The 17878-nt window shown below is 62.9% G+C and carries 17 protein-coding genes; 4 read left to right on the top strand and 13 right to left on the bottom strand.

Annotation, left to right across the window (positions count from 1 at the left end):
- Nucleotides 1–274 precede the first annotated feature (274 nt).
- The 9 genes from hflC to P0Y58_04780 form a co-directional block, all read right to left on the bottom strand.
- Complete coding sequence (gene hflC, locus P0Y58_04820) at nucleotides 275–1144, bottom strand: protease modulator HflC (GenBank protein ID WEK31525.1); 870 nt, start codon at nucleotides 1142–1144, stop codon at nucleotides 275–277.
- Nucleotides 1144–2322, bottom strand: a complete 1179-nt coding sequence (gene hflK / locus P0Y58_04815) for an FtsH protease activity modulator HflK (GenBank protein WEK31524.1) — start codon at nucleotides 2320–2322, stop codon at nucleotides 1144–1146. The genes hflC and hflK overlap by 1 nt, the downstream gene beginning before the upstream one ends.
- 96 nt (nucleotides 2323–2418) lie before the next feature.
- The gene (gene hflX, locus P0Y58_04810; GenBank protein ID WEK31523.1) at nucleotides 2419–3720 is read right to left on the bottom strand and encodes a GTPase HflX; all 1302 of its coding nucleotides are present in this window, start codon (nucleotides 3718–3720) and stop codon (nucleotides 2419–2421) included.
- Between the two features lie 12 nt (nucleotides 3721–3732).
- On the bottom strand, nucleotides 3733–3993 hold the full coding sequence (hfq, locus tag P0Y58_04805) for an RNA chaperone Hfq (GenBank protein ID WEK31522.1): 261 nt from the start codon (nucleotides 3991–3993) through the stop codon (nucleotides 3733–3735).
- A gap of 94 nt (nucleotides 3994–4087) precedes the next feature.
- Nucleotides 4088–5059: a tRNA (adenosine(37)-N6)-dimethylallyltransferase MiaA gene (gene miaA, locus P0Y58_04800; protein ID WEK31521.1), complete on the bottom strand. Its 972-nt coding sequence runs from the start codon at nucleotides 5057–5059 to the stop codon at nucleotides 4088–4090.
- Nucleotide 5060: 1 nt separating this feature from the next.
- Entirely contained in the window at nucleotides 5061–6959 is a 1899-nt protein-coding gene (mutL, locus tag P0Y58_04795; protein ID WEK31520.1) for a DNA mismatch repair endonuclease MutL, read from the bottom strand.
- Nucleotides 6956–8386, bottom strand: coding sequence for an N-acetylmuramoyl-L-alanine amidase (locus P0Y58_04790; protein WEK31519.1), 1431 nt, complete (start codon nucleotides 8384–8386; stop codon nucleotides 6956–6958). The genes mutL and P0Y58_04790 overlap by 4 nt, the downstream gene beginning before the upstream one ends.
- 11 nt (nucleotides 8387–8397) lie before the next feature.
- Nucleotides 8398–8871 carry a tRNA (adenosine(37)-N6)-threonylcarbamoyltransferase complex ATPase subunit type 1 TsaE gene (gene tsaE, locus P0Y58_04785; GenBank protein WEK31518.1) on the bottom strand — a complete coding sequence of 158 codons (474 nt, stop codon included), beginning with the start codon at nucleotides 8869–8871 and terminating at the stop codon, nucleotides 8398–8400.
- On the bottom strand, nucleotides 8859–9719 hold the full coding sequence (locus P0Y58_04780) for an NAD(P)H-hydrate dehydratase (protein WEK31517.1): 861 nt from the start codon (nucleotides 9717–9719) through the stop codon (nucleotides 8859–8861). The genes tsaE and P0Y58_04780 overlap by 13 nt, the downstream gene beginning before the upstream one ends.
- Before the next feature lie 65 nt (nucleotides 9720–9784).
- Between P0Y58_04780 and queG the strand changes: the two genes are divergently transcribed.
- Nucleotides 9785–10849, top strand: a complete 1065-nt coding sequence (gene queG / locus P0Y58_04775) for a tRNA epoxyqueuosine(34) reductase QueG (GenBank protein ID WEK31516.1) — start codon at nucleotides 9785–9787, stop codon at nucleotides 10847–10849.
- 128 nt (nucleotides 10850–10977) lie between these two features.
- Here the strand turns inward: queG and P0Y58_04770 are convergent, their stop codons facing one another.
- Nucleotides 10978–11589, bottom strand: coding sequence for a trimeric intracellular cation channel family protein (locus tag P0Y58_04770; GenBank protein ID WEK31515.1), 612 nt, complete (start codon nucleotides 11587–11589; stop codon nucleotides 10978–10980).
- A gap of 91 nt (nucleotides 11590–11680) precedes the next feature.
- Nucleotides 11681–12223, bottom strand: coding sequence for an oligoribonuclease (orn, locus tag P0Y58_04765; GenBank protein WEK31514.1), 543 nt, complete (start codon nucleotides 12221–12223; stop codon nucleotides 11681–11683).
- A 150-nt stretch (nucleotides 12224–12373) separates the two neighbouring features.
- Between orn and rsgA the strand changes: the two genes are divergently transcribed.
- Nucleotides 12374–13405: a small ribosomal subunit biogenesis GTPase RsgA gene (gene rsgA, locus P0Y58_04760; GenBank protein WEK31513.1), complete on the top strand. Its 1032-nt coding sequence runs from the start codon at nucleotides 12374–12376 to the stop codon at nucleotides 13403–13405.
- Between the two features lie 42 nt (nucleotides 13406–13447).
- Here rsgA and motB read toward each other — a convergent pair whose 3' ends face one another.
- Nucleotides 13448–14500, bottom strand: a complete 1053-nt coding sequence (gene motB, locus P0Y58_04755) for a flagellar motor protein MotB (protein ID WEK31512.1) — start codon at nucleotides 14498–14500, stop codon at nucleotides 13448–13450.
- Nucleotides 14501–14503: 3 nt separating this feature from the next.
- Nucleotides 14504–15355 carry a flagellar motor stator protein MotA gene (gene motA / locus P0Y58_04750; protein WEK31511.1) on the bottom strand — a complete coding sequence of 284 codons (852 nt, stop codon included), beginning with the start codon at nucleotides 15353–15355 and terminating at the stop codon, nucleotides 14504–14506.
- 130 nt (nucleotides 15356–15485) lie between these two features.
- Here motA and P0Y58_04745 point away from each other — a divergent pair, with 130 nt between their 5' ends.
- Nucleotides 15486–17021, top strand: a complete 1536-nt coding sequence (locus P0Y58_04745) for an HDOD domain-containing protein (protein ID WEK31510.1) — start codon at nucleotides 15486–15488, stop codon at nucleotides 17019–17021.
- Nucleotides 17022–17065: 44 nt separating this feature from the next.
- Nucleotides 17066–17875, top strand: coding sequence for a rhodanese-like domain-containing protein (locus P0Y58_04740; GenBank protein WEK31509.1), 810 nt, complete (start codon nucleotides 17066–17068; stop codon nucleotides 17873–17875).
- Nucleotides 17876–17878: the final 3 nt, after the last annotated feature.

Genomic DNA, 17878 nt, shown 5'->3' with positions numbered 1-17878 from the left:
ACTTGCCAGCAGGCGAGCCGTCAGTAAAGCCGGTATCGCGCACAGCAGCGGGCAGCACTGATCCCAGCGCAGCCACCGTACCCGACACCCTCAAATTGCCTTGCGAGCTGACCAAACCGTCAACTGGCGCTTTGCCAATCAACCTTTCAGACGCAAAAAAGCCGGGAAATTTCCCGGCTGCCTCATCATACACCCCTTTTCATTCAGGATGCACCCCGCCTGGTGTTTTAGCTGCCAGGCGGGGCGCCGCTGCATGAAAATCAGGGCCTGAGCATCACGGCTTGCTCTTGTCCAGGTAGCGGAAGAACTCGTTCTTCGGGTCCAGGACCAACACGTCGCTTTTGCTCGAGAAGCTCTCGCGGTATGCCTGCAGGCTACGGTGGAACGCATAGAAATCAGCGTCCTGGCTGTAGGCCTTGGCATAGATGGCGGCCGCCTGGGCGTCGCCGTCACCGCGGGTTTCTTCTGCTTCGCGATAAGCTTCGGCCAGCAGCACACGTCGCTGACGGTCGGCATCGGCACGAATACCTTCAGCCAGTTCGTTACCCTTGGCACGGTGCTCGCGGGCTTCACGCTCACGCTCGGTGCTCATGCGGTCGAACACGCTGCGGTTGACTTCCTTCGGCAGGTCGATGGCCTTGACGCGCACGTCGACCACCTCGATACCCAGCTCCTTGCTGGCCATGCGGTTCAGCGATGCAGTGATGTCAGCCATCAGTGCGTCACGTTCACCGGAAACCACCTCGTGCAGGGTACGTTTACCGAACTGGTCACGCAGGCCGCTTTCCAGACGACGCGACAGGCGCTCGTCGGCGATCTGCTTCATGCCCGACGTGGCGGTGTAGAAGCGCTCGGCATCCTTGACGCGCCACTTGGCGTAGGCGTCGACCATCACCGCTTTCTTCTCCAGGGTCAGGAACCGCTGGGTCGGGGCGTCGAGGGTCATGAGGCGGGCGTCGAACTTGCGCACCTGGTTCACGTACGGAATCTTCACGTGCAGGCCTGGCTGAACATCCGCCTGGACCACCTTACCGAAGCGCAGCAGTACCGCACGCTCTGTCTGGGACACGATGTAGAAGCTGTTCCAGGCGACGATGCCCAGAACGACGGCGGCGATCAGGGCGATCAGCGATCTATTGCTCATCAGCGGCTCTCCCTAGTACGCACCGGCTGTTGCTGTTGCAGGTCCTGCGCCGCACGGGCGGCCGCATCGTTGACCGATGGCGACACGCCGGAGGTTGGCGCGGCCGGGTTGCGGCTGCCTTCGACCATCTTGTCCAGCGGCAGGTAGAGCAGGTTGTTCTGCCCGTCCTTGGTTGCCACCATGACCTTGCTCGAATTGCTGTAGACCTCTTGCATGGTCTCCAGGTACAGACGCTGACGGGTCACGTCAGGTGCCTTGTGGTACTCGGTAACCAGCTTGGTGAAGCGGTCGGCCTCACCCTTGGCCCGGGCGATGACTTCGTCGCGGTAACCGTTGGCGTCCTCGATGATGCGCTGGGCCTGACCACGGGCTTCCGGCACCACGCCATTGGCGTAGGACTCGGCCTGGTTGCGGGCACGCTGCTCGTCTTCGCGGGCACGGATCACGTCGTCGAAGGCTTCCTGCACTTCACGCGGGGCTGCCGCGCTCTGTACGTTGACCTGGGTAACGGTGATACCGGTACGGTAGTTGTCGAGGAAGCGCTGCAGGCGTTCGCGGATATCCACGGCCATTTGCTCACGGCCTTCAGTCAGCACCTGGTCCATCGAGGTGGAACCCACCACATGGCGCAGGGCACTGTCGGTCGCGTGCTGCAGGCTCACCTCAGGCTGGTCGACGTTAAGCACGAAGTCCTGCAGGTTGCTGATCTTGTACTGGACGGTCAGCGGCACCTCGACGATGTTCTCGTCTTCGGTCAGCATCTGGCCCTGTTTGGTGTAGGCACGCTCACGCGTGACGTTTTCCATGTACTTGCGATCAATCGGCGGGAAGTAGATGTTCAGGCCGGGACCGACCGTCTCATGGTACTTGCCGAAGCGCAGCACCACGGCCTGCTCCTGCTCGTCGACCACGTACACGGCACTGTACAGCCAGATGGCAGCCAGCACCGCCAGGCCAATGCCCAGCAGGCCAAGGCCACCGCCCTTGCCGACATTGCGGTCACCGCCGCCACGTTTCTTGTTACCGCCGAACATGCCGTTCAGGCTGTCCTGCAGTTTGCGGAAGGCCTCGTCCAGATCCGGCGGACCTTTCTTGTCACCACCACCGCCACCGCCACCACGGCGGCCGCCCCAGGGATCCTGATTGTTCGAGTTGCCACCCGGCTCGTTCCAAGCCATAGCGCTCTCCATCTGATAAAGCAAAGACGCGCCCACGGCGCGCCGTCCAATGCTACAGAATGCCTGTCACTGCTGCCCGGCGACCTCGACGGGCATTTATTGCAAAGTGTGTTGCTCGACAAACACTTGCGGCTCCATGCCTTCGCGGCTGACCAGGCGATTCAATTCGACCATGGGCAGTCGCACGCTCAGCAGGCTACGCCCTTCTTCATCATGCTCTTCACTGCGCACTGCACCCAAAGCAAAGAATTGCGCGCGCAAACGGGCAAAACGCTGCTCCAGGCACAAGGTACCGACAAACAGATCATTCCCCAGCAACTCGGCAATCGCCTGGCCAACCAGCTCCAGGCCACGCCCATCGCGTGCCGATACCCAGACCCGCTCCGGCTTGCCATCGGCATTACGCTGGATCTGCGGCTCGACATCTTCGAGCAGGTCGAGTTTGTTATACACCTCGAGGATCGGCAAGCCTTCAGCGCCAATCTCGCCCAACACGGCCAGTACCTGCTCGATCTGTTCCATGCGCTCAGGCTCATGGGCGTCGATCACATGCACCAGCAGGTCGGAGTTGCTCGACTCTTCGAGCGTAGCCCGAAATGCCTCGACCAGCTTGTGCGGCAGATGGCGAATGAAGCCGACGGTGTCGGCCAGCACGATCGGCCCCAGGTCGTTGAGCTCGAGCCGGCGCAGGGTCGGGTCGAGGGTGGCGAACAGCTGGTCCGCGGCGTACACCTCGGATTCGGTCAGGGCGTTGAACAGCGTGGATTTGCCGGCGTTGGTGTAGCCCACCAGCGAAACTGAAGGAATATCCGCGCGCTTGCGCCCGCGACGCGCCTGTTCACGCTGGCTACGTACTTTTTCCAGGCGTGACTTGATCTGGCGAATGCGTACGCGCAGCAGGCGGCGGTCGGTTTCCAGCTGTGTTTCACCCGGGCCACGCAGGCCGATACCACCTTTTTGTCGCTCAAGGTGAGTCCAGCCGCGCACCAGCCGCGTGCTCATGTGATCAAGCTGGGCCAGTTCGACCTGCAGCTTGCCTTCATGGGTACGCGCCCGTTGGGCGAAAATATCGAGGATCAGCCCGGTACGGTCGAGCACACGACACTCGAACACTCGTTCAAGGTTGCGCTCCTGACTGGGCGTGAGGGTATGGTTGAAAATCACCAGGTCTACCTGTTCGGCATGGACCAGGTCGTGCAGCTCTTCGACCTTGCCACTGCCAATCAGGTATTTGGCGGAAGGCTGATGCCTTGACACCGTGACCAGCGAAACAATGTCGGCACCGGCCGACAATGCCAGTTCCTGAAACTCCTGCGGGTCTTCGCGCGCCTCAGGGTTCTGACCTTCCAAGTGAACGAGCAACGCCCGCTCACCACCACCGTGGCGCTCAAAGAACAATGCAGGCTCCTATCAGGCGTTGCCTGGCTCGCTGTCGCCGTGCTCGCCGTCGGTCGGGCTTGGCAGGCGGACCGGACGGGCCGGAACCACTGTCGAAATGGCGTGTTTGTAGACCATCTGGCTGACGGTGTTCTTCAGCAGAACCACGAACTGATCGAACGATTCGATCGAGCCCTGCAGTTTGATGCCGTTGACCAGATAGATGGATACCGGAACCTTTTCTTTTCTCAAGGTGTTCAAGTAAGGGTCTTGTAGCGAATGCCCTTTTGACATATGCCGCACTCCTGTAAGGATAAATAATAGAAAATCAAGAAAATCGATAAATTAGGCCGCCCCTTCGCAAGAATAGACGGCAATCAGCAGGGACTCAGCTCAATATGGAGATGGCCCCAAGGTATTTCAAGGTGCGGGACAGATTGTCGCAGGCCATGCTGTCAAGCCAGTGCACATCAGGCCAGCCACGCAACCAGGTGAACTGCCGCTTGGCCAGCTGCCGGGTAGCGATGATACCGCGTTCTCGCATCTCATTCTCATTTAGCGTGCCATCCAGATAATCCCAGACCTGGCGATACCCCACTGCCCGTATAGACGGCAGCCCGGCGTGCAAGTCACTTCTGGCTCGCAGCGATCGGACCTCGTCAACGAAGCCCTGTTCCAGCATCTGCGAAAATCGTAACGCAATTCGCTGATGCAAAATGTGACGATCTGTAGGAGCAATCGCCAAACTCGCGACAGTATAGGGCAAATGTCCGCCAGCGCCTGCGTCTGCGCCGCTACTTTCCGCGAATTGACGCTGGCGATGAGCCGTCATGCTCTCGCCGCTCACCCGGTACACTTCCAGCGCGCGGATCAACCGCTGCGGGTCGTTGGGGTGAATCCGCGCCGCCGATTCCGGGTCGATCTCGGCCAACTGGCGGTGCAGTTCGGCCAGCCCCAGCGCCTGGGCCTGGGCTTCCAGGTCGGCGCGCACCGCAGCATCGGCTGCCGGCATGTCGGCCAGGCCATCGATCAACGCCTTGTAGTAGAGCATGGTGCCGCCCACCAGCAACGGGACCTTGCCCCGCGCAGTGATGTCGGCCATGGCCTCCAGGGCATCGGCGCGAAATTGCGCGGCCGAATAGCTCTCGGCCGGGTCGCGAATGTCGATCAGCCGGTGCGGGTGGGCAGCCAGTATTTCTTTCGACGGCTTGGCCGAACCGATGTCCATGCCGCGGTAGACCAGCGCCGAGTCGACACTGATCAGCTCGCACGGCAGCACTTTGGTCAGCTCGATAGCAAGGTCGGTCTTGCCGGCCGCCGTCGGGCCCATCAGGAATATTGCAGGGGGCTTGCCGCTCATTTCATCGACCGCGCAGGAAAAGTTTGTCCAGATCGTCCAGGCCCATCTGGGTCCAGGTGGGACGGCCATGGTTGCACTGGCCACTGCGCTCGGTGTTTTCCATGTCGCGCAGCAGGGCATTCATTTCGGGAATGGCCAGGCGCCGGTTGGCGCGCACGGCGCCGTGGCAGGCCATGGTGCCGAGCAGTTCATTGAGGTGTGCCTGAATACGGTCGCTGGTGCCGTACTCCATCAGGTCGGCGAGCACATCCTGAACCAGGCGGTTGGCCTCGGCCTGCTTGAGCAAAGCCGGGATCTGGCGTATTGCCAGGGTCTCGGGGCCGAGGCGCTGCAGTTCAAAACCCAGGCGCTGGAACCACTGCGCATGCTCTTCGGCGCAATCCGCTTCACGCTGGCTCAGGGCCAGGGTTTCAGGCACCAGCAGCGGCTGGCCGCTAAGGCCTTCACTGGCCATGGCCACCTTGAGGCGCTCGTACATGATGCGCTCGTGGGCAGCATGCATGTCTACCAGCACCAGGCCAACGGCGTTCTCGGCCAGGATGTAGATACCCTTGAGCTGCGCCAGTGCGTAGCCCAGCGGGGGAATGTCACCCTGGCTTTCGGGCAGCGCCGTTACCGGTGCCGCACCGTCTTCCAGCGGTTTGTAAAACTCGCGATACACCGCCTGGGCCTCGGCGGCCGGCAACGGCTGCGACGGGCGTGGGGTGTATTGATACTGGTAACCGGCGCCACTGCCGCCATTGGAGATTGCATGCTGCGGCGTCTGGGGCCGTTCCAGCACTGGCGAGGCCAGGCGCATTTCGCCTTGGGGGCCGAACTCACCGGCCTGCTGGCCAGTGGGGCGGATCATCTCGGATACAGCGGCAGGCGCAGCCAACTGGTCTTCCGGACGCACATCGGCCAGCGCACGGTGCAGGGTGCCATACAGGAAATCGTGCACCGAGCGCCCCTCACGGAAGCGCACTTCGTGCTTGGTCGGGTGCACATTGACGTCGACGCCATTGGGCTCCAGCTCAAGGAACAGCACGAATGTCGGGTGCCGACCATTGAACAGCACGTCACGGTAGGCCTGGCGCACAGCGTGGGCGACCAGCTTGTCGCGCACCGCGCGGCCATTGACGAAGAAGTACTGCAGGTCTGCCTGGCTGCGCGAGAAGGTCGGCAGACCCACCCAGCCCCACAGGCGCAGGCCGTTACGCTCGACGTCGATCGGCAGCGCCTGCTCCATGAAGCCCGGGCCGCAGATGGCACCCACTCGCCGCGCGCGGGCGGTTTCATCATGGGCCTCGTGCAGGCTGAGGATGCTCTTGCCGTTGTGGCGCAGATGGAAGCCGACGTCGAAACGTGCCAGCGCCAGCCGGCGGATGACTTCCTGCAGGTGATCGAATTCGGTTTTCTCGGCTTTGAGGAACTTGCGCCGGGCCGGGGTATTGAAGAACAGGTCGCGCACTTCCACCGAAGTACCCACCGGGTGCGCAGCCGGCTGCACCCGCGGGGTCATGTCGCGGCCTTCGGTTTCCACTTGCCAAGCCTCGGTGGCACTGGCAGTTCGCGAAGTCATGGTCAAACGGGCCACCGAGCTGATCGACGCCAGCGCCTCGCCCCGGAAGCCCAGGCTCATTACACCTTCGAGGTCTTCCAGCTCACGGATCTTGCTGGTGGCGTGACGGGCCAGGGCCAGCGGCAGGTCGTCAGCGGAAATACCGCTGCCATCGTCCCGCACCTTCAACAGCTTGACGCCGCCTTGCTCCACTTCCACGTCGATGCGCCGGGCGCCGGAATCCAAGCTGTTTTCCAGCAGCTCCTTGGCCACCGAAGCCGGCCGCTCGACTACCTCGCCGGCGGCAATCTGGTTGGCCAGCCGCGGGCTGAGCAGCTCAATGCGCGAACCGCCACTCATTGCGAAGCCAATGTGGTAGCAGGTACGTCGAGGCGTTGGCCAACCTTCAACTCGTCGGTCTTGAGGCTGTTGGTGCTGCGCAGGCTGGCCACACTGACCTGGTAGCGCACAGCGAGCATCGCCAGGGTCTCGCCTGGGAGCACCGTATGTTCACGCGGGCCAGCGGCTATCTTGCCGGTGTCGCGCAGCCAGGCGATGTAGGTGCCAGGGGGCGGGTTTTGCTGGAAATACTGGCGCACACCGGTGTATATCGAACGCGCCAGGGCCTGTTGATGGCTGGCGGTGGCCAGCTTGGCGGCTTCATTGTTGTTCGAGATAAACCCGGTTTCCACCAGGATCGACGGAATATCAGGCGATTTCAGCACCATAAAACCCGCCTGCTCCACACGTTGCTTGTGCAGCGAGGTGACGCGAGCCATGTTGCCCAGCACCTTCTGCCCAACATTGAGGCTGGAACTGAGCGTGGCAGTCATCGACAGGTCGAGCAGCACACCGGCCAGCATGCGGTCCTTGTCGTCGAGGCTGACGTTACCGGCACCACCGATCAGGTCGGAACGGTTTTCCGTATCGGCCAGCCAGCGCGCGGTCTCGGAGGTGGCACCGCGGTCGGACAGCGCAAACACCGAGGCGCCAAAGGCGGCCCGGGACGGTGCGGCATCAGCGTGAATCGAGATGAAAAGGTCGGCGCCTTTCTTGCGGGCGATTTCCGTGCGTTTGCGCAGCGGGATGAAATAATCGCCGGTGCGGGTCAGTTCGGCACGGAAGCCCCTTTCGCTATTGATCTGGCGCTGCAACTCTTTGGCGATCTGCAGCACGATGTCTTTTTCATGCTGGCCGCGCGAGCCTGACGCCCCAGGGTCTTCGCCGCCGTGACCGGCGTCGATGGCAACGACGATTTCACGCTTGCCGCTCGGCACTGGCGGCAGCTTGATGGCAGGCTGGGCCGGACTCACCGGCACTGCAGGCGTGGTCGCAGGCGTTTGTACCGAGACGGGTGCTGGCGGCGGCGCAGTGGCCGCGATGGCGTCCGCTTCCTGGTCGTAGAGGTCCACCACCAAGCGATTGCCATACTGGGCATTGGGCGCCAAGGTAAAGCTTTTCGGGGTAACCGACTTTTTCAGGTCGACTACCACGCGCAGGTCGGTTGGCGTGCGCTGGGCCGAACGCACGCTGCTGATCGGCGTGTTGGAGGTGGCCACGTTCAATGGCGCGGCCAAGGTCGCGCCATTGATGTCGATAACCAGGCGATCAGGCGCGCTCAAGGTAAAGACGCTGTGCTGCACGGGGCCAGACAGGTCGAAGACCAGCCGCGTGTTGTCTGGCGCGCGCCACAGGCGCACGCTCTTTACTTGAGTGACGGCTAGAGCGTCAACGGTCACCGTTGTCAGCAGCAGCCCAACGATGGCGACCAGTGCGCGTATGCGCATACCTACCCCACTTACTGTTTATAGTGTTTGGCCAGTGACATGCACCAGGCCTCGCCGCGAGCCCCCTGCGGCGAAAGGATCAGCGAGCGTCCGCCCGCTTGGGGGCTTATGGTAATGGTCAGGTCAGGCTTTGGCAAAACGCCCGCACCCTTTTGTGGCCACTCGAACAGGCACAGCGGGTCGCCCTCGAAATAGTCACGGATACCCATGAACTCCAGTTCCTCCGGATCGACCAGGCGATAAAGGTCGAAATGGAACGCCCGAACGTCACCGATTTCGTAGGGTTCGACCACGGTGAAGGTCGGGCTTTTAACTGCACCCGTATGGCCCAGGCTGCGGATCAGCCCTCGGCAAAGCGTAGTCTTGCCCGCCCCCAGGTCGCCTTCAAGAAAGATCACGCCGCGACCGCCGGTCACCGCGGCCAGTGCTGCGCCAAACTTGACCGTGGCGTCTTCATCGGCCAGAAACAGGGTTATGCCAGACACGCAGAATGCTCCTCCAGAAACTCACGAATGACCGGCGCCAGATCACTGGCCGCCAGGCCTCTACCTTTTACACCCAGCCGCTCGCCTGCGCAGGCATGCAACCACACCCCCAGGCCAGCAGCCTGCCAGGCATCCAGCCCCTGAGCCAACAACGCTGCCAGCACACCGGTCAGCACATCGCCAAAGCCGGCCCCGGCCATCGCCGGGTGGCCTCGCTCGCACAGCATCAGTTGCCCGGCCGGGTCGGCCACCAGGGTGCCAGCCCCCTTAAGCACGCAAACGCTGTTGTAACGGCGCGCCAGCTTGCGCGCAGCGCCCTGGCGGTCGGCCTGCACCGCTTCGGTGGAAATGCCCAGCAACCGCGCCGCCTCCCCCGGGTGCGGGGTGAGGATGCTGCCACTGGGCAGGGCCAGCGGGGTACACGCCAGCAAATTCAGGGCATCGGCGTCCCACACCTGCGGCCGCTCGGCGTTGGCCACGGCCGACAGCAGGCTACGCCCCCACGCCGCCTGCCCCAGCCCTGGGCCTACCACCAGCACCGAGGCGCGCTCCAGCACGCCCATCAACTGATTGGCCGAGCTGACACCCAGGCACATGGTCTCGGGCAGGCGGGCCAGGCTCGCGCCAACATGCTCAGGGCGCGTCGCCACGCTGACCAGCCCGGCGCCACAGCGCAGGGCGGCCTCAGCGCTCAACAGCACAGCGCCGCCGGTGCCAAGATCGCCACCGACCACCAGTACATGGCCGAAGTCGCCTTTATGGGCATGCGCGGCCCGCGCTGGCAGGTGCGCAACGGTCACACTGCTGAGCAGTTGCGGGGCATGGCTTGTGTGTTTGGTCTGCGGCATGGGGTCAAAGGCTCCAATGTCTGGCAGAATTATACGCACCTGAGCCCGTATTGCCTTGCCCATCCATGTCCAGCTGCACACCTGACCTCGCCCAACTGGCCCAATCGATCAAGATTTGGGGCCAGGAACTCGGTTTTGCCCATGTCGGCATCGCCGGGGTCGACCTTGGCGAACACGAACACCACTTGCAGCGCTGGCTCGATGCCGGCTATCAAGGCGAGATGGAGTACCTGGGCGCGCACGGCAGCAAGCGCTCGCACCCCGACCAACTGATTCCCGGCACGGTGCGAGTGGTTTCGCTGCGCATGGACTACTGGTCTGGCGACACCCAGATGGCGCAGCGCTTGGCACAGCCGGAAAAGGCCTACATCTCGCGTTATGCGCTGGGCCGGGATTACCACAAGCTGGTGCGCAAGCGCGTGCAGTTCCTGGCAGACCGTATCCAGGAGGCCATCGGCCCGTTCGGCTATCGCGCATTCGTCGATAGCGCCCCGGTGCTGGAAAAGGCCCTGGCCGAACAGGCCGGGCTGGGCTGGATCGGCAAGAACACCTTGCTGCTTAACCGCAAGGCCGGCAGCTATTTCTTCCTTGCCGAGCTGTTTGTCGACCTGCCGTTGCCGGTGGACGAAGCGACTGCCAGCGAGCACTGCGGTCGCTGCCAGGCCTGCCTGGACATCTGCCCGACCCAGGCGTTTGTCGGGCCTTATGTGCTGGATGCCCGGCGCTGCATCTCATACCTGACCATCGAGCTGAAGGGCGCGATTCCTGTCGAGTTGCGCGCAATGATGGGCAACCGGGTGTTCGGCTGCGATGACTGCCAGATCGTCTGCCCGTGGAACCGCTTTGCCAAGCCCAGCCAGGAGCAGGACTTCCAGCCACGGCATGGGCTGGAGAATGCCGAGTTGGCGGAAATGTTCCTGTGGGACGAGCGCACCTTCCTGCGCAAGACCGAGGGTGGGCCGTTGCGGCGGGCGGGGTATGAGCGGTTTTTGCGCAACCTGGCGGTGGGGTTGGGCAATGCGCCCTCCACCATCCCTGTGATCGAGGCGCTGAAGGCCCGGCGCGAGAACGAATCAGAGCTGGTGCGCGAACATGTGGAGTGGGCGCTGGCCCGGCACGGCTTCCAGTAACAACACATTACCTTGTGGGAGCGGGCTTGCCCCGCGAACACCGGCGAAGCCGGTGCCATGCTCCGCGCCGCCTGCTTCGCGGGACAAGCCCGCTCCCACAGAGACCGGGTAGCGCCTCAGCCCTGCGATTATTGCTGGTCGTTGTAATGGAACTTGGGCATTTCCCAGTGGAAGCGGATCGCCAGCAAGCGCACCAGGAACCCGCCGAACAAGGTCAGCAGCATCGCCTGCTCTGCCGGCACCTTGAAATACACGCACCCCAGGTAGAACCACGCTGCCGCAAACGACACGCTGGCATACAGCTCACGGCGGAACACCAGTGGAATGTCGTTGCAGAAGATATCCCGCAAGATCCCGCCAAACACCCCGGTGATCACCCCACTGATCGACGCCACCAGCATGCCCTGCCCCATTTCCAGCGCGGTCATGCAGCCGATCAGGGTAAAGGCCACCAACCCCAGGGCATCGAGCACCAGGAACAGCGAGCGCAGGCGGCGCATCATCGGCGCAATGAAAATCGTCAGCAACGCCGCAAAACTGGTCAGCACCAGGTACTCCGGGTGCTTCACCCAGGTCAGCGGGTAATGCCCGAGCAGCACGTCGCGTACCGAGCCGCCACCCAGGGCGGTGACGCAGGCAATCAGCACCACGCCGAACCAGTCCATGCCGCGGCGCCCGGCAGACAACGCGCCGGTCATGGCTTCGGCGGTGATTGCAATGAGATAGAGCATCAACAACATGGTGCGGGTCCGTGCGGGAAAGGCGCGCAGTCTAACCAGTTGCCAAGGGCACCAAAAGGGGGCGCAGTTACAATAACTGCGCCGTTTCGGATCACACCTTGATGAAGTGCTCGCGGTAGTGGCGCAACTCGGCGATCGATTCGCGGATGTCGTCCAGCGCCAGGTGGGTATTGCCCTTCTTGAAGCTGTCACGCACGTCCGGTGCCCATCGTGCGGCCAGCTCCTTCAGAGTGGAGACATCCAGGTTGCGGTAGTGGAAGTAGTTTTCCAGGTTGCGCATGTGGCGATAGAGGAAGCGGCGGTCCTGGCAGATGCTGTTGCCGCAGATCGGCGACTTGCCTTTGGGCACCCACTGTTCGAGGAAGGCGATGGTCTGCGCCTCGGCTTCAGCCATGCTGACCTTGCTCTCGCGCACGCGCTGGGTCAGCCCCGAACCGCCATGGGTGCGGGTGTTCCATTCGTCCATACGCGCCAGCACTTCGTCACTGTGGTGGATGGCGATTACCGGGCCTTCGGCCAGGGTGTTCAGCTCGCTGTCGGTGACGATGGTGGCCATCTCGATGATGACATCACTGTCCGGATCCAGGCCGGTCATTTCCAGATCGATCCAGATCAGGTTCTGTGGGTTTTGCATGCAGGGCTCCTCATATAGGCCGTCATATTAGCCTAGCGGCCAAAGCACGCCCATTCGCGCAACAAAGGTAAGCGAAATAGTCCAACGCCTGGCGTGCTAAACTGCCAGCCGTTTTCAATGCCCTACCCGGGCCTTTCTCACGGTACCTTCATGGCCAAACGCCAGCTCAATCGCCGCCAGAACTGGCGGATCGAAAAAATCCAGGGTGAGCGCGCCGCTCGCGCCGCCAAACGCGAGCAGCATGCGCTGCAGGAACTGGAGGGCGGCGACCTGGGGCCAGAGCAACTGGGCCTGGTGATCGCGCACTTTGGCGTGCAGGTAGAAGTCGAAGCCCAGGATGGCGAAACTGCAGGCCAGGTGTTCCGCTGCCACTTGCGCGCCAACCTGCCGGCGCTGGTCACCGGCGACCGTGTCGTGTGGCGTGCGGGTAACCAGGGCATCGGCGTGATCGTGGCGCAGATGCCCCGCAGCACCGAGCTGTGCCGGCCAAACAACCACGGCCAGCTGAAACCGGTGGCAGCCAACGTTGACCTGATCGTGATCGTGTTCGCCCCGGCGCCGGAGCCGCACCCGAACCTGATCGACCGCTATCTGGTCGCTGCCGAGCACGCCGGCCTGCGCCCACTGCTGCTGCTGAACAAGGCCGACCTGATCAACGACGAGAACGGCCCCGCCCTGCACTCGCTGCTGGAGGTCTACCGCGATCTGGGTTACCCGCTGCTGGAAGTATCGGCACACCACGGTGACGGCATGCAGCGCCTGCAGCAGCAACTTGATGGCCACATCAGCGTGTTCGTCGGCCAGTCGGGGGTGGGCAAGTCGTCGCTGGTCAACAGCCTGCTGCCAGACGCCGGCACCCGTGTCGGCGACCTGTCGGAATGGTCGGGCCAGGGTACCCACACCACCACCACCGCGCGGCTGTACCACTTCCCTAACGGCGGCGACCTGATCGATTCGCCGGGCATCCGTGAGTTCGGCCTTGGTCATGTCAGCCGCGACGACGTGGAGGAAGGCTTCATCGAGTTCCGCGACCTGTTCGGCACCTGCCGCTTCCGCGACTGCAAACATGACCGCGAACCGGGCTGCGCCCTGCTCAAGGCCCTGGACGAGGGGCGCATCAAGCCGCAACGCATGAACAGCTACCGCTCGATCATCGCCAGCCTGACGCAAGACAGCTACTAAGCGTAAGCGGTAGAAGCGGCCCTCCCCCGGGCCGCGACTGCGTTACTGCTCCTTGGCCTCATCCATCTTCAGCGTGCCATCTTCGAAGATGTTCAGCTTCTGGCGCAGCTCGCGCGGCTGCATCGGCGCTTGCTCTGTCTCGGCAGCCGTCCCCGGTGCAGTTGGCGCAACGGGTGCCGAAGCCCCTGGCGCAGCGCCACTGGCCGGCGGCACGGCAGGCTCGGTGGCAGGAGCCTCCGGCGAACCCTGCTCACCCTCGATATTGCGCTGGGCCTTCTTGGTCAGCACGATGATATCGATACGGCGGTTGACCGGGTTGAACGGGTTTTTGCGGTCGAACAGCGACGACGAGGCATAGCCCACCACCCGCGCCACCTGCCCGTCCGGGTAACCACCTGCCACCAGCGCACGGCGCGCAGCATTGGCACGGTTGGCCGACAGTTCCCAGTTGCCGAACTCGCCACTGCCGGCATACGGCTTGGCATCGGTGTGGCCACTGACGCTGATCTTGTTTGGCACCGCCTTGATGGTATCGGCCATGGCCAGCAAGATGTCTTCGAAGTACGGCTGCAAACGGGCGCTACCGATGTCGAACATCGGCCGGTTCTCGGCATCCATGATCTGGATGCGCAGGCCGTCCTGGGTAATTTCAAACAGAATCTGGTCTTTGAACTTCTGCAGTTGCGGGTTCTCTTCGACCTTGTTCTGCAGTTCCTGCAGCAGCAGTTCCAGGCGCTCGCGCTCGACCTGCTCGGCCATGGTTTCGACCTGGTCCTTGTTCAGCTGGACCGGGTTCTCCTGCATCGGCTCGGTCTTCACTTCCGGATTGATGGTCTTGTCCGGCGCCATCTCAGGCGTGCCGCCCAGGTCGATGACGTATGGCGTGCCGCTTTCAGAAAAACCGATCGGGTCGTTGAAGTAGCCAGCAATGGCGATCTTCTGCTCCGGCGTGGCGGTGGACATCAGCCACAGCACCAGGAAGAAGGCCATCATCGCCGTGGCGAAGTCGGCGAAGGCGATTTTCCAGGCGCCGCCATGGTGGCCGCCGCCATAGCGCTTGACGCGCTTGATGATGATGGGCTGATTGTTTTCCATGAATCAGCGACCGCGTACTGCTTGTTCCAGCTCGGCAAAGCTAGGGCGATGCTTGGGGTAAAGCACCTTGCGCCCGAACTCGACGGCCAGCGAAGGTGGCATGCCCGAGGCCGAGGCAACCAGCGAAGCCTTGATCGATTCGTAGAGGTTCAGCTCTTCCTTGGCATCGTGCTCCAGGCACTTGGCCAGCGGGCCGAAGAAGCCGTAGGCAGCCAGAATACCGAAGAAGGTACCGACCAGCGCCGCACCCACGTGCATGCCGATGGCAGCCTGATCACCCTCGCCCAGCGAAGCCATGGTCACCACGATACCCAGTACCGCCGCAACGATACCGAAACCAGGCATGCCATCGGCAATGCCTGTCACCGCATGGGAGGGGTGCTCGAGCTCTTCCTTCATGCTCAGCAGTTCCATGTCGAACAGGCCCTCAAGCTCGTGCGGGGCCATGTTGCCGGTAGACATGATGCGCAGGTAGTCGCAGACGAACGCGGTCATGCGCTCGTCGGCCAGCACTGTCGGGTACTTGGCGAAGATCGGGCTGGCAGATGCGTCCTCGATGTCGGCCTCAATGGCCATCATGCCTTCGCGACGGCTCTTGTTGAGGATCTCGTACACCAGGCCCAATACCTCCAGGTAGTAGGCATGGGTGAAGCGCGAGCCGAACATCTTCATCGACTTCTTGATGACGTGCATGGTCATGTAGCCGGGGTTGGCCTGCAGGAATGCACCGAAGGCTGCGCCGCCAATGATCAGTACTTCAAACGGCTGGATCAGTGCAGCGATCTTGCCGTGGGAGAGCACGTACCCGCCGAGCACGCTCGCGAATACGACAATGATGCCGATAATTTTAGCCATAGGTTCAAAGCACTTGCTGTCGTGGTCGGGGTGAGAGACGGGAGCTTTAAAACTCTTCTTCTACTTATCGGCAGAACTGCGCCAGACTATAGCCACTCAATGCGAAAAGCCAGTTCGGACTGATGTCAAAATGCCAATTGAAACCAAGGTGCCCGCTCAGGCCCCACGTACGCTAGAGGCCTGGGTAAAGCTGCTCGAGAGTGTTCGCATACCCGTGCCGAAGCACAGCTACGACCGGGTCATGGCTGCCATCCACGATAACCGCCGCTCGCTGCGCGATATCGCCGAACTGATGCAGGATAGCCCGGCACTGGTGCTTTCGGTGATGCGCGAAGCGAATCACCCCACCAACGCCAGCCAGGCAGAGCCCGCCGAAAGCCTGGAAGTCGCCCTCAACCGCCTGGGCCTGGAGCGCAGCGAGCAACTGCTCAAGCGCCTGCCCTCGCTGCCCGTCGAAGAAATCCCGCCGGTGCTCAGCCAGTTTCAACTGATCAGCCAGCACGCTTCGCAACAGGCCAGCGGCCTGTTCGCCAGCCGCCTGGCACGGCTGTGGCAGGAAATTCACTGGGGAAGCCTGCTTTTCCTGTCACCGCTGTGGCCGCTGGCGCTGGCTTACCCCAAGCTGCTGGACACCTGGGAGCTTCGGGTTATCCACAAGGGCGAGGACGCCGCCCAGGTAGAGGAAGAGCTGTTTGGCGTGCGCATCATGGCGCTGTGCCAGACCATGGCAGAGTACTGGCGCCTGCCGCAGTGGGTGACCCAGGGTTACCGCCTGCTGCTGGAAGAGCGCGAACAACTGGCCCTGGTGCTCAGTATCGCCCGCGACGAAGACCTGCTCAGCCAGCAACACCGCCTGGACGCCGAGCCCGGCCTGCGCCGCTGGTTCAACCAGCCGGCCAACACTGTGCTGCTGGCCAACAACCTTGCGCTGGCCGCGCAGGTAGGCTGGGACAACCCGCACCTGCTGCGCTGGCAGCTGCTGACTGCGTTGTACCTGCAGACCTCGCTGGAAGACGTACAGCAGCAAGTACACCAGCAGGCGGCCGCCAGCGCCCGCCGCCACGCCAGGCATGCCCTGTTCCACCCGGCTGAAGCACTTATCTGGCCCTGGCACCAGCGCCGCCCGCACCCGGACATGCTGGCCCCGCCACCGCCCAGCAGCGACGACCTGGCGCGCTGGCGCAAGCTGTGCCAGGACCTGTTGGCCCAGCCCAGCCCGTTCACCAACACCGTGCACCTGGCCACCCAGGCCGGCGAAGCACTGCTGGCCTGCGGCATGCAACGCATCATGCTGCTGAGCCTGGACAAGGCCAGCGACTACCTGCGCGTGCAGCAGATCGCCGGCTTGCCCAAAGAGGCCGGGGCCTTGGCCCTGCAGGTATCACAAAACAAATTGCTGCAAAAGCTGATGGCCCAGGCCGGGCAACTGCGTATCACCCCGGAAAACCACACCCAGTTCTCGGCCCTGCTGCCACCCCCGCTGCGTGCGCTGTTTCGCAGCGAGCACGTGCTGCTGCGCTCGCTTGCAGTAAACGATCAGGTGCTGATGCTGATGGTGGCCGACCAGGGTTGCCGGCCTTTGGCCGATATCAGCGTGCAGGCCTTTGGCAAAACCGCGCAATGCACCGAGCGGGCGCTGTCAGTGTTTGTCAACCGCAAGGGCTGAGCCTTGAGCTACAATCACCCCTCTTTCCACACTGGAGACCGTGGATGACTGACTTTTCCGGCCTGCCCCTGGTGATCGAAGCCGCGGACCTGTTGCCGCGGCTGGGTTCGCCACAGCTGATCCTGGTCGACCTGAGCAACGCCAACCGCTATGTCAGCGGGCATATCCCCGGCGCGCGCTTTGTCGAAGGCAAGCGCACCCAGCTTGGCCAGCCACCTGCGCCGGGCCTGCTGCCGGCCCTGGGCGAGCTGGAAAAGCTGTTCAGCGAACTCGGCCACCGCGACGATGCCGTGTATGTGGTGTATGACGATGAAGGCGGTGGCTGGGCCGGGCGCTTCATCTGGCTGCTCGACGTGATCGGCCACAAGCGCTATCACTACCTCAATGGCGGCATCCAGGCCTGGCCGGCGGACAAGCTTTCCACCGAAGTGCCTGCCAGCGGCAACGCCGCAGTGCACCTGCACATCGACAGTGAACCCACGGCCACCCGCGAGTACCTGCAAAGCCGCCTGGACAGCGAGGACCTGGTCATCTGGGATGCGCGCGGCCCGCAGGAGTTCAGCGGCGAGAAAGTGCTGGCAGCCAAGGGCGGCCACATTCCCGGTGCGATCAACTTCGAGTGGACCGCTGGCATGGACCTCAACGACCACCTGCGCATTCGCCAGGACATCGCCGAAGTCCTGCACAACCTGGGCATCACGCCCGACAAGGAAGTGATCACCCACTGCCAGACCCACCGCCGCTCCGGCTTCACTTATCTGGTGGCCAAGGCCCTCGGCTACCCACGCGTCAAGGCCTATGCCGGCTCGTGGAGCGAATGGGGCAACCACCCGGACACGCCTGTAGAAGTTTAAGGA

The sequence above is a fragment of the Candidatus Pseudomonas phytovorans genome (assembly GCA_029202525.1).
GTDB classification, from domain to species: domain Bacteria; phylum Pseudomonadota; class Gammaproteobacteria; order Pseudomonadales; family Pseudomonadaceae; genus Aquipseudomonas; species Aquipseudomonas phytovorans.
This window is presented reverse-complemented; position numbering and strand designations above follow the sequence as displayed.